Genomic DNA, 12135 nt, shown 5'->3' on the forward strand with positions numbered 1-12135 from the left:
TTGGGTGGAGGAGACACTGGGAGGTAAATCGATCTCTTGTATAAGACTGATCACCAATATGGTTATTTGACCATAATTTATGGTGCAATGCAAGAAAATTGATCTAAGTCAATTTTTTGGCATATAGAATATCTACGCGTAATCCCCTTATAATGGCTAAATCATTGATAATATTGATTAATTTAGAAGTTAGGGATCACTAATATGGATTGCACAGTTTCTTGGTTAGGTAATGGTGGTATGGCTTTTTCAGCCGAAACCGGCAGCGGCCATTTACTCAATATGGATGGCGCCCCAGAGGCCGGCGGCAAAAATCTGGCTCCTAGGCCCATGGAGCTGCTCTTGGCGGGGGCGGGCGGATGCTCGGCCTTTGATGTGGTTTTAATCCTACAAAAGGCCCGTCAGGCTGTTTCTGGCTGCGATGTGAAGCTCAAGGCTGAGAGGGCTAACGAAGACCCTAAAGTCTTTACTAAGATTGATTTACATTTCATCGTTACCGGGAAAGACTTGGACCAAACCAAGGTTGAGCGAGCAGTCAAACTCTCTCACGATAAGTATTGCTCTGCTACAGCGATGCTCGCTAAAACGGCTGAACTGACTTACAGCATCGAAGTCCGTTCCGAATAAGTGCAGAGCCAATCGATAAGCCGGATTCTGTCGCCTAGACTCGCGTCTAGGGGCAATCATTCCTCTAGGCCGTTAGTTACCTAACGGCTCAAGCTCCCTACCCGCAGACTCAGCGGGACGCCTCATCGCCTGCTTACTTGGGATTGCTCCGGGTGGAGGTTACCGCGTTTCACCGTAACTAAATACGCTCGTCTCTGTGGCCCTATTCCGCACGTCGCCGTGGATGGCCGTTAGCCATCACCCTTCCCTATGGAGTCCGGACTTTCCTCCCCCTCAATAAAGAGGCGGCGATTGCCTAATTGACTCTGCGCCTGCAGTCTAACGCAGTCAGGAAAAAACGTTTGGAATTAAGCTGAAATGAGAGACCAAGCAACGCTCTCGCCAGCTCGCAACGGAATGATGGTCTCACCACCAAATGGCAGCTCTTGCGGAATGCTCTGAGCCTGTTTTGCTAAAGTCATTTTTTGGGTATTCCGTGGCAAGGAATAAAAATCTGGTCCAAAGAAACTTGCAAAGCCCTCTAGGCGATCGAGCTTACCAACACTATCAAAAGCTTCGGCATACAGTCCCATTGCATTGAACGCGCTATAACAACCCGCACAGCCGCAAGCACTCTCTTTTGCACCCTTGGAGTGAGGCGCACTATCAGTACCCAAGAAAAAACGGGGATTACCACTGGTAGCCACTTCCAATAAAGCAAGTCGGTGCTCTTCACGCTTCAATACAGGCAAGCAATAGTGGTGTGGACGAATACCACCAGCAAAAATAGCATTACGATTCATTAATAGATGCTGCGGAGTAATCGTTGCGCCAATCAAATGTTTTTCATTCGTAGCCGCATCGCGGACATAGTGAGCAGCTTGTAAGGTAGTAATGTGCTCAAAGATAATCTTGAGCTCTGGCAAGTCTTTACGCAAAGGTTCGAGCACACGATCGATAAACACTGCTTCGCGATCAAAGATATCAATTTCAGAATTCGTCACTTCACCGTGAACCAGCAGTGGCATACCCACTGATTGCATCGCTTCAAGAGCAGCATAACAACGACGCAGATCACTCACACCGGCATCACTATTCGTAGTGGCGCCAGCGGGATACAACTTAAAACCCACAATCCCATCCGCCTTTGCCTTGAGCACCTCTTCAGCAGAAGTGTTATCTGTCAAATACAAGGTCATTAGAGGCGTAAAGTTTTTGATCTGCAGAGATGCAAGCTTAGCTTCAATTCTGGAGCGATAGGCCTTAGCCAATTCAACCGTAGTAACCGGAGGCTTTAAGTTCGGCATGATAATGGCACGCGCAAACTGTCTTGCGGTATCTACCAACACGCTACCCATAACTTCACCATCGCGAATATGCAAATGCCAATCATCCGGCTGAGTAATCTGAATCTGTTGTGGGTTGGTCGACATGGTGATGACTTTAAGATTAATTAAGCAAGATGATACGGAAATCATTCACATTGGTCAGAGTGGGTCCAGTTTCTACCAAAGCGCTCAATTCTGCAAAGAATCCATAACAATCATGCGCTTCCAGAAATTGACTGGGTTTAAGGCCCCTGGCTTTACTGGCTTCACGCAGTTCTGGGGTAAACCAAGCACCCGCGTTCTTTTCACTACCGTCAATTCCATCGGTATCGGCAGCTAATGCCGCCAATTGAGAAATATGTCCGGTTTCTGTAAATAAAGAGAGCAAAAACTCGCTGCAGCGACCGCCTCGACCTTTGATGCCAGCAGGAAGGGTTACCGTACATTCACCCCCAGAAATGACCGCAAGTGGCTTGCTCCCGCCATTTTTTTCAATCAGCTCCTTAGCAAGTTTCGCCTGATCAACGCCAACCTCTTTAGCCTCACCAGTAATGGTGTCACCCAGAATGATTGGCTCGTAGCCTTCAGATCGAACATAGTCTGCAGCCGCCTCCAAACTTTTATAAGCTGTTGCAATGACATGATTTCTGACGTGCCCATTTTGTAAATCAGATTCTTTCAGTGTTTCGGGTATCAGCCCTGCTAGGCCTTTTTGCAAATGCTCAATTACTGATGCCGGTATCGCACTTTCATCTAACTGATGCTTCACCAAAATATCTACAGCATCCCGATAGCATGAGTAATCCGCAGCACAAGGCCCGCTTCCAATATCCGCAGGCTGATCTCCCGTGACATCAGAAATCAATAAGGCTTCAACTCGGGCACCGCGTTGCATTGCCGCTCTAGCTAAATTACCGCCCAAGATTGCAGATAAGTGCTTACGAACAATATTCATTTCCTCAATAGGGGCGCCGCATCTTAGCAATGCTTGAGTTGTTGTACGCATGTCCTCCATGCTGATACCAGGCTGAGGTAAGGTCAACAAGCTTGAGCCCCCGCCAGATACCAACACAATCAATACGTCATCCGCATTCAGTTGGTTTACTAATTGGAAAACTGCTTTTGCCCCATCCATGCCCGCTTGATCTGGGACTGGATGGCTCGCCTCAATAATCTGAATATACTCAGTTGGCGACCCATGCCCGTAGCGGGTCAGAACTACGCCATTAATCTCCGTATTGGGCCAATACTGTTTGGCAAAGCGCTCTAAGGCGCTAGCCATTGAGGCGCTTGCCTTACCTGCACCAACAACCAAACACTTTCCTTGTGGCGAGCCATCAGCAAAGATTTTTTCTAGGTATTCGGGCACGATTTGCTGAGGATCGGCGACAGCTAAAGCAGCAGCAAAAGCATTTTGAAGAATGGTTTTTTGATTACTCATCAGAGTATTCTAATCAAGCGTAGCCCGCTCTTGCATTTGCCACATCTCGGCGTAGCGACCTTGCAGCGCTAGCAACTCAGTATGGGTGCCTCTCTCTAGAATCTGCCCATGCTCCATCACCAAGATCTGGTCTGCATGAACGATCGTTGAAAGACGATGGGCAATGATGAGGGTAGTGCGATTTTTAGCTAAACTGAGCAATTCTTCCTGAAAAGCCCGCTCTGTCTTGGAATCTAGGGCTGAAGTGGCTTCATCGAAGATCAGCATAGCTGGCTTCTTCAACAAAGTACGAGCAATCGCTACCCTTTGCTTTTCCCCTCCAGATAACTTCAGACCCCGCTCTCCAACTTGGGTGTTATAGCGATCCGGTAGTCGCTCAATAAAACCGTCGATTTGTGCTGCCCGCGCCGCCTCTTGAACTGCCTCTGGAGTGGCTCCTGGATTTCCGTACGCAATGTTATAACCAATCGTATCGTTAAATAGCACGGTGTCCTGAGGAACAATGCCAATCACCTTACGCAAACTGGTTTGCTGCACATCTTGAATATTTTGGCCATCGATGAAAATCTTGCCTGACTGCACATCATAAAATCGAAACAGCAAACGGGCTAAGGTGCTTTTACCTGCGCCACTCTGACCAACCACAGCCGTAATAGTCCCCGCTGGAATATGAAAGCTCACATCGCGCAGAATCTCGCGCTTTGCATCGTAGTGGAAAGAGACATGCTCAAAGTGGACATCAGGTCCAATCGCATAGTTCTGAATAACTAAAGGCTGTGCGCTGGGAGAGTCGGCAATTTCTTTATCGGTATTGAGTAGCGAAAACATACGATCCATATCCGTCAGGGACTGCTTGATCTCTCGATAAATCACACCTAAAAAATTTAGGGGGATGTAAAGCTGAATCATTAGCGTATTGACTAGGACTAGGTCACCCAGACTCATCGTGCCATTAATAACACCAGAGGTGGCACGCCATAAAATCAGAATCAAGCCTACCGCGATGATGATTTGCTGACCCAAGTTCAGAACGGCCAAGGACTTTTGCGACTTGACTGCCGCTATTTGATATCGAGCTAGATTTTCATCATAGCGTCGAGCTTCAAATGCCTCATTACCAAAATACTTTACCGTCTCAAAATTTAATAGGGAGTCGATCGCTTTTTGATTGGCTTTGGAATCCATCTCATTCATGGTGCGACGGAAATGGGTTCGCCATTCAGTCACAACGACCGTGAAAGTAATGTATAGCACTAGTGCTACCAGCGTAATGAGCGCAAACCAAATATCGTAGGAGTAGGCGAGATAACCAAGAACCAGAATAAATTCGATGAGCGTTGGCAAAATGCTATACAGCGAATACTGAATCAGAGACTGAATCCCTCTGGTGCCACGCTCAATATCTCTACTCACTCCCCCCGTCTGACGTGCCAGATGAAAGCTCAAGGAAAGTGCGTGTAAATGCTCAAACACCTGTAGCGCCACCTTACGCACTGCATTTTGCGTGACCTTGGCAAACAGAGCTTCGCGCAATTCATTAAATAATGAGGCAGAGATTCTCAACAAGCCATAAGCGATGATGAGAGCAACTGGAACAGCCAATAAGGCTTGGCCTGAATCAGCTTTGATATTCAAAGCATCGATCAAACGCTTCATCAAAATTGGAATGCCTAGATTGGCCACCTTCGCCGCAACTAAGCACATCAGGGCAAGAAATACCCTTAAACGGTACTCCAATAGGTAAGGCAGCAGATCACGAATGACACGCCAATCACTGCGTTGCGAGACCGCCAGAGAAGGCTCTGTGGGTCTAGGACCCGATAAATGTCTCATGATGCTTTCGAAGAAAATAAACGCAAAATAGCTTGGCCATTGCTAGGAGAAAAGCATTTAGCGGCAGCGGTAGCAAATGGAAGCCACTGGTAAGCAATGTGCTCTCGGGGTGAAAGCCTAATCGCAACGTCATCAGGCACCTTTAATGAGAACCAGTGTTCGGTATTTTTAATTACGCCGTCTTCGTACTTAAAGCGCCATTGTGGATAGATTTCGTATTCAATATGGTGATGCATATCTTGCAACGCGCCAGGACTTAGCTTATGGACATCGATACCTGTTTCTTCCTGCACTTCCCTGATCGCAGCTTGCCTTAAATCTTCACTAGCAAAATCAATGCTGCCTGTTACGGATTGCCAAAAGTTTTCTCGATCTGCCCGCTCAATCAATAGAACTTCCCCATTCGATTTATAGATGACCACTAAAACCGAGACGGGGATTTTCAAGATTAGACTAGCTTATGCAGTAGGTGCCGCTTGGCGAAGGCGGATGTGTAATTCTCGTAACTGACGCTCATCGACCGGACTAGGTGCCTGGGTCAACAAACATTGTGCCCGTTGTGTTTTAGGGAAGGCAATCACATCACGAATTGACTCAGCGCCAGTCATCATTGTCACAATACGGTCCAAGCCGAAAGCGATACCACCATGAGGAGGGGCGCCGTACTGTAGAGCATCTAACAAGAATCCAAATTTAGCTTGCGCTTCCTCTGGACCGATCTTCAGAGCACGGAATACTTGGCTTTGAACCGCCTCTTGGTGAATACGCACAGAGCCGCCACCAATCTCACTACCATTTAAGACCATGTCGTAAGCCTTTGCCAAGCACTTGCCTGGATCGGTCTCGAGATGCTGCAAGTGCTCATCTTTAGGGCTCGTGAATGGGTGATGACAAGCAACCCAACGGGCTTCAGCGTCATCGTAATCAAACATAGGGAAGTCAACTACCCACAAAGGCTTCCAGCCTTCAGTGAATAAGCCATGTTCTTTACCCCAAGCAGAATGACCAATCCGTAAACGTAAATTGCCGATTGCGTCATTAACCACTTTTTCTTTATCGGCTCCAAAGAAAATAATGTCGCCATCTTTTGCACCTGTACGCTTCAAGATGGCCTCGATTGCAGCATCGTGGAGATTCTTAACGATGGGAGACTGCAAGCCATTGCGGCCTTCGGCAACCGAATTGACCTTAATCCAAGCCAAACCTTTTGCACCATATATCGATACAAATTGCGTGTAATCATCGATTTCACTACGGCTGATCTCGGCGCCTCCAGGAACACATAATCCCACTACCCGACCGCCTGCTTGATTGGCGGCTCCAGAGAAGACCTTGAAATCGACATCTTTCATCAGATCAGTCAGCTCTGTAAATTCCATTGCAACCCGTAAGTCGGGTTTATCTGAGCCATAGCGAGCCATACCTTCTGAATACGGCATAGTTGGAAAAGGATTAGGCAACTCAACATTCATCGTTGTTTTGAAAATGTGACGAATCATATTTTCAAATAAATCCCGAATCTCGATCTCATCTAAGAATGCAGTTTCGCAATCAATCTGAGTAAATTCTGGCTGACGATCGGCACGTAAGTCTTCGTCACGGAAGCACTTGGTAATTTGGTAGTAACGATCAAAACCGGCCACCATCAATAATTGCTTAAACAATTGAGGGGACTGTGGCAAAGCAAAAAATTGTCCATCATGCACACGGGAAGGAACCAAATAATCGCGCGCACCCTCAGGGGTACTCTTGGTAAGCATCGGCGTTTCGATATCAATAAAACCTGCAGCATCTAAATAACGGCGGCACTCCATGGCAACGTTGTAACGCAAACGCAGATTCTTTTGCATTTGTGGACGACGCAAGTCGAGAACACGATGGGTCAAGCGGGTTGTCTCGGATAAATTTTCGTCATCAATCTGGAATGGTGGCGTTACAGATGCATTGAGAATGACTAGCTTATGGCATAGAATTTCAACCTTGCCGCTGACCAAATCGGCATTCTCGGTACCAGCAGGACGCGCCCGCACTAGGCCCGTAATCTGAATACAAAACTCGTTACGCACTTGCTCGGCAAGTCCAAACATCTCGGGGCGATCAGGATCGCAAACGATCTGGACAAAACCCTCGCGATCGCGCAAGTCAATAAAAATCACGCCGCCGTGATCACGACGACGGTTAACCCAACCAGCAAGGGTAACTTCTTTACCAATCAGTGAATCGCTTACCTGGCCACAGGTATGACTTCGCATCGACATAACAATTTCCTATAAATCAAAGAGGTTTTGGTGACTCTAATGCAGTCTTACCAATAGAACTATTTGGCGGGACAGATCCCATTGAAACAATATGTTTCAGTGCTTCTTCAACACTCATATCTAGTGCAATCGTTTGTTCACGAGGCACGATCATGAAGAAACCTGAAGTTGGATTGGGAGTCGTAGGTAAAAAGACATTCACATAGTCTGCACCCAACTTAGTACTAATTTCTTTCGCAGGCAACCCAGTTTGAAACGCAATTGCCCAAGAATCAGCATGGGGATATCGAATCAGCAAAGCCTTACTAAAGGCGTTGCCATTACCAGACAATAAGGTGGTGGAAACCTGTTGAACGCTTGAATAGATAGAGCGAACGATTGGAATGCGATTAACAAATTTATCCCAAATTCTCATCCACCACTGTCCAGCAAAATGAATTGCCAACAAACCCGTAAAGATGACTACCAGAATGACGATCAGAATTCCGACCCCCGGAAGGTTACGGAAATGCTGTAAATCGGATGAAAATTGCTCTGGGAAAACCGCAATAATGGCGCTCATGACGGAACCAAAAACACCGTCAAGTAAGCCTAAGCCCCACGTGATCACCCAAATGGTGACAGCCATGGGAGCCCAAACGAGAATTCCAGCGATAAAGTATTTTTTCATGTTTTTTGCCTAACCACGCATTTTAACGGGTTAGAGGGCCCTAAGGCGAGAGCCTAGTAAATACCGAGGCTAATTAAGAGGATCCCAGCTAAAAAGCCGCCCGCAAAGAGGAGGGAGCCCACAATTAGACGATGGGTCCGGCGCTCTTCCATTAGCACTGCCCTTAAAACCTCCAACTCCCCGTTTTGCTCTTGATGTTGACTTTGGGCCAGGCTATCCGCAATCAATCTAGGAAGGGTAGGCAGAATTTTTGCCCAGGCAGGTGCCTCAGCCTTGAGGCCATCAATAAAGCCTCTCCATCCCAGCTGCTTATCAACCCACTTTTCTAAAATCGGCTTGGCTGTTTTCCACAAATCCAAATCAGGATCGAGTTCGCGAGCTAGCCCTTCTACGTTTAATAACGTTTTTTGTAAAAGCGTTAACTGGGGCTGAATCTCCACCTTAAAGCGGCGCGAGGTTTGGAATAAACGCATCAACACAATCCCCAAAGAAATCTCTTTTAAGGGTCGATCAAAGTAAGGCTCGCAAACTGAACGTACTGCCCCCTCTAATTCCTCGACTCTGGTATTCGCCGGAACCCAACCAGACTCGATATGTAGCTCAGCCACTCTTCGGTAATCGCGATTAAAGAAAGCTAAGAAGTTTTGAGCCAAATAATTTTTATCGATTTCACTTAGCGTACCGACAATACCGAAGTCAAAAGAAATAAAGCGGCCAAATGTTTCAGGCTCCAGGCTGATGGAAATATTTCCAGGATGCATGTCTGCATGAAAGAAGCCGTACTCAAATACTTGAGTAAAAAAGATCTCAACGCCATCAGCAGCAAGTTTCTTAAAGTCCACTCCTGCTGCGCGTAACTCTGCAGTACGGCCAATGGAGATGCCATCCATTCTTTCCATGACGATGACATTAGTTCTGCATAGATCCCAATACATTTCAGGGATCATGAGTTTCTTGGAATCAATAAAGTAGCGACGAAGTTGACTCGCGTTAGCAGCTTCGCGCATCAAATCAAGCTCATCATGCAAATAAATATCAAACTCAGCCACAACTTCACGCGGCTTTAAGCGCCGACCATCTTCTGATGTTTTCTCGATGATTTTGGCCAGGTCTCTCATCAACGCCAAGTCACCCTCGATCACCGGCAGAATGCCTGGGCGAAGTACCTTGACGGCCACCGACCGGCCCTGCCACTCTGGATGCTTATCCGTTCCACGCAATACCCCGAAGTGCACCTGAGCCACTGAGGCACTGGCTATAGGGGTGGCATCAAAACTTTCAAAGACCGTTTCAATAGGCGCCCCCAATGCCGCTTCAATCAAATTCCGTGACTCAGCATTTGAAAATGGTGGCACCTGATCTTGCAGCTTAGCTAACTCATTAGCAATATCCTCAGGTAAGAGATCTCGACGCGTAGAGAGAACTTGACCAAACTTCACAAAAATTGGACCCAGCTCTTCTAGCGTTAAGCGAATCCGTTCGCCTCTTGGCAAGTTAGCGCTCGGAGAAATCCAACACAGAATAGACAAAAGACCGCGGCGTAATCCAGGCCTGAGATTGTCCCGCAATAATGGGAGCAAACCATAACGCCAAGCGGTGAAGAAAATAAAAAAGAGGCGGCTGATTCTGCGCATAATTATGTTGTTTTTTTCTCAAGTAGAGCAATGCGTTTTTCAATTCGATCTACCGAGTCACGCAGCTCATTTAATTCATGCTTACGAGCAATGAAATCGCGTTTATTCAGAAGTATTTTTCTTTCCTCACTGACATACTCCACCACATTTTGTAGAAAGTCTTTTGAAGCAGCTTGACCAGCCTTTGCAATGGACTTAGCTTGTCGTACTGCAAAATGCGCTGGGGCATCACCAATGAATTTCGCCAAGTCTTCTTCATACTCCCAGCGAACCTGAGAAACCAGTCGCCCAATCAATTGGGCCAGATCAGCATCGCCACTGAGTTTGACTGCTTTAAAAGCTTGATCACGCAAATTTCCAGGGCTCGCAAGCAAATCAGACAGCGCCTTGGCTGAGACCTCTAAAACTAAAGATGCTTTATCAACAGTACTTAGCGCTGAGAGATTTCCCTCTGGAGTGATCTCTACAACCATCATCCCCATCGGCAGGTTTAAGCAAATACTCTTACCTGCATGAAGATTCAGTTCTGCCCTTGCCCATGGCTCACTGGCCAATACATGATTTACCCCGCGACATAGCGCGCCGGCAGCAAGGTGATGGGTTGTGGAAGTCAGGCTATTCATGGGTGCAAAAAACCCGCACGAATGCGGGTTTCCTTAGGAAAGTACCTAAGCTTAAACCAACTGCTGAATACCCGCTAGTACCCAACCTCCAGGGCCATTTACCGGCTTACTCAGGTTCCAGATTTCTGAAAAGTTACTTGCCGGAGCAGAAACTTGCTCACGAATCATGCCCGTAAACTGAACGCTACAGTAATAATTGGTATCCGCCGTTTCAATTCCCAGCAAACTTGCCTGCATGCTGACCACTTCAGTCTGGTTGGAAGCATCAAATCTGCCTGCCAAATCTTGCTGAATAGTGGTGAACATCTCGGGAGTGGTGTATTCCTTTAGTGAAACTAAATCTCCCTGATCCCACGCTTTTTGAAGACGAACAAAGAATTGTTTGGCGTTCTCTAAAAAAGAATACTCATCAAAACCAGGGGGCATGGTTGATTGAAAAGTTTCAGCAACTGGAGCAACACTACTAAAGCCATTATTGACGGGCTGAAAAGCCGGCTCTTGTTTAGCAAGAGGGTCACTACTCCGCTGCGCACCTTGAGCACCTGAAAGAGATGGCAATAAACGTCGGATCACAAACATAATGGCAAAGCCAACTAGCAGCGCAATGAGCAAACCAGAAAACATGGACGCCATACCTTCACCCAAACCGAAGTGGGAAAAGAGATAAGCAATGCCCAAGCCTGCCGCTAAGCCGCCCAACATGCCACCCATTCCTCCAAAACGACTTGGGGCCGCTGGTTGCGCTGGGGCTGCTGCTGGAGTTGCAGGCTGTGCTTGCTGTGCAGGCCTTTGTGGTGGAGTAGCTTGTCTTTGGATTGGTGCACTAGGAGCGCGACCAAAACTTCTGCCGCCGCCCAGACGAACTGCATTAGCATCGCCCACTACTGCACATAACAAAGTACAGCTTAAGAGTACTGCTTTAAAAAAGCGCTTATTCATGCTACCCCTTCAATAATCATGTAATACATAGACTACCATCGCATTGAATTTTAATATTTCATGCCGATATGGAGAGCCACAATACCCCCTGTCATGCGATGGGTATCAACTTCATCAAAGCCTACTGCCAACATCATTTCTTTGAGTGTCTCCGCATCTGGATGCATCCGGATGGATTCAGCCAAGTAACGATAACTCTCAGCATCTTGCGCAATCTTTTCGCCTAACCAAGGCAGAACTTTAAAAGAGTAAGCGTCATAAATGGGTTTCAAGAACTCATCGGGCTTAGAAAACTCCAAGACCAGTACGCGGCTACCAGGCTTAATGACTCGCAACATCTCTGCTAGGGCTACTTCTTTATGCGTCATATTGCGCAGGCCAAATGCGACGGTCACGACGTCAAAATAATTTGCAGGAAAGGGAATCTTTTCAGCATCAAACTGAACACAGGGTAAAGCTAGGCCATCATCTAGCAAGCGATCCCGGCCGACGCCTAACATGGAGGCATTAATGTCGCTCAACCAAACTTGAGCATCTGCATTAGTACCGTACTGGGCTGCTTGCGCAAACGCTTTTGCTAAGTCGCCAGTACCACCAGCAATGTCTAAGACTTTTTGGCCAGGGCGGACTTGCGCACGGGCAATCGTAACTTTCTTCCACAGACGATGCAAACCAAAAGACATCAGGTCATTCATCACGTCATATTTACTGGCCACCGAATGAAATACTTCAGCCACCTTACCGGCCTTCTCTACTTCGTCAACACTCTGATAACCAAAATGGGTTTTACTCATACTGACTCT

General features: G+C 47.1%; 11 protein-coding genes and 1 other RNA gene. 1 reads left to right on the forward strand and 11 read right to left on the reverse strand.

Annotated features, from left to right (window positions below; genetic code table 11):
* The first annotated feature begins 204 nt into the window (after positions 1-204).
* Positions 205-627 carry an OsmC family protein gene (locus AOC06_RS07800; RefSeq protein ID WP_215275027.1) on the forward strand — a complete coding sequence of 141 codons (423 nt, stop codon included), beginning with the start codon at positions 205-207 and terminating at the stop codon, positions 625-627.
* Here the strand turns inward: AOC06_RS07800 and rnpB are convergent.
* The 11 genes from rnpB to ubiE form a co-directional block, all read right to left on the reverse strand.
* Positions 628-934, reverse strand: an RNA gene (gene rnpB / locus AOC06_RS07805) — RNase P RNA component class A.
* A gap of 40 nt (positions 935-974) precedes the next feature.
* On the reverse strand, positions 975-2039 hold the full coding sequence (gene pyrC / locus AOC06_RS07810; RefSeq protein ID WP_215381900.1) for a dihydroorotase: 1065 nt from the start codon (positions 2037-2039) through the stop codon (positions 975-977).
* A gap of 16 nt (positions 2040-2055) precedes the next feature.
* A complete protein-coding gene (locus tag AOC06_RS07815) occupies positions 2056-3375 on the reverse strand; it encodes a glycerate kinase type-2 family protein (protein WP_215379979.1) in 1320 nt (439 codons plus the stop codon).
* A gap of 9 nt (positions 3376-3384) precedes the next feature.
* Positions 3385-5208 carry an ABCB family ABC transporter ATP-binding protein/permease gene (locus AOC06_RS07820; protein WP_215379980.1) on the reverse strand — a complete coding sequence of 608 codons (1824 nt, stop codon included), beginning with the start codon at positions 5206-5208 and terminating at the stop codon, positions 3385-3387.
* A complete protein-coding gene (gene nudB, locus AOC06_RS07825; protein WP_215379983.1) occupies positions 5205-5654 on the reverse strand; it encodes a dihydroneopterin triphosphate diphosphatase in 450 nt (149 codons plus the stop codon). Before nudB ends, AOC06_RS07820 begins: the two co-directional genes overlap by 4 nt.
* Before the next feature lie 12 nt (positions 5655-5666).
* Positions 5667-7466, reverse strand: coding sequence for an aspartate--tRNA ligase (aspS, locus tag AOC06_RS07830; protein WP_215379985.1), 1800 nt, complete (start codon positions 7464-7466; stop codon positions 5667-5669).
* A 16-nt stretch (positions 7467-7482) separates the two neighbouring features.
* Positions 7483-8136, reverse strand: coding sequence for a DUF502 domain-containing protein (locus tag AOC06_RS07835; RefSeq protein ID WP_215336355.1), 654 nt, complete (start codon positions 8134-8136; stop codon positions 7483-7485).
* Between the two features lie 53 nt (positions 8137-8189).
* Positions 8190-9770 carry a ubiquinone biosynthesis regulatory protein kinase UbiB gene (gene ubiB / locus AOC06_RS07840; RefSeq protein WP_215379987.1) on the reverse strand — a complete coding sequence of 527 codons (1581 nt, stop codon included), beginning with the start codon at positions 9768-9770 and terminating at the stop codon, positions 8190-8192.
* A gap of 2 nt (positions 9771-9772) precedes the next feature.
* Positions 9773-10393: a ubiquinone biosynthesis accessory factor UbiJ gene (locus tag AOC06_RS07845; protein ID WP_215379989.1), complete on the reverse strand. Its 621-nt coding sequence runs from the start codon at positions 10391-10393 to the stop codon at positions 9773-9775.
* 51 nt (positions 10394-10444) lie between these two features.
* Entirely contained in the window at positions 10445-11332 is an 888-nt protein-coding gene (locus AOC06_RS07850; protein ID WP_215379991.1) for a Tim44 domain-containing protein, read from the reverse strand.
* Positions 11333-11382: 50 nt separating this feature from the next.
* Entirely contained in the window at positions 11383-12126 is a 744-nt protein-coding gene (ubiE, locus tag AOC06_RS07855; protein WP_215379993.1) for a bifunctional demethylmenaquinone methyltransferase/2-methoxy-6-polyprenyl-1,4-benzoquinol methylase UbiE, read from the reverse strand.
* Positions 12127-12135 lie beyond the last annotated feature (9 nt).

The sequence above is a fragment of the Polynucleobacter paludilacus genome (genome assembly GCF_018687595.1).
GTDB classification, from domain to species: Bacteria; Pseudomonadota; Gammaproteobacteria; order Burkholderiales; family Burkholderiaceae; genus Polynucleobacter; species Polynucleobacter paludilacus.

Coding starts and splice junctions, on each gene's coding strand:
- AOC06_RS07800 (WP_215275027.1), top strand. CDS start 205: ATGGATTGCACAGTTTCTTGGTTAGGTAATGGTGGTATGGCTTTTTCA.
- pyrC (WP_215381900.1), bottom strand. CDS start 2,039: ATGTCGACCAACCCACAACAGATTCAGATTACTCAGCCGGATGATTGG.
- AOC06_RS07815 (WP_215379979.1), bottom strand. CDS start 3,375: ATGAGTAATCAAAAAACCATTCTTCAAAATGCTTTTGCTGCTGCTTTA.
- AOC06_RS07820 (WP_215379980.1), bottom strand. CDS start 5,208: ATGAGACATTTATCGGGTCCTAGACCCACAGAGCCTTCTCTGGCGGTC.
- aspS (WP_215379985.1), bottom strand. CDS start 7,466: ATGTCGATGCGAAGTCATACCTGTGGCCAGGTAAGCGATTCACTGATT.
- AOC06_RS07835 (WP_215336355.1), bottom strand. CDS start 8,136: ATGAAAAAATACTTTATCGCTGGAATTCTCGTTTGGGCTCCCATGGCT.
- ubiB (WP_215379987.1), bottom strand. CDS start 9,770: ATGCGCAGAATCAGCCGCCTCTTTTTTATTTTCTTCACCGCTTGGCGT.
- AOC06_RS07845 (WP_215379989.1), bottom strand. CDS start 10,393: ATGAATAGCCTGACTTCCACAACCCATCACCTTGCTGCCGGCGCGCTA.
- AOC06_RS07850 (WP_215379991.1), bottom strand. CDS start 11,332: ATGAATAAGCGCTTTTTTAAAGCAGTACTCTTAAGCTGTACTTTGTTA.
- ubiE (WP_215379993.1), bottom strand. CDS start 12,126: ATGAGTAAAACCCATTTTGGTTATCAGAGTGTTGACGAAGTAGAGAAG.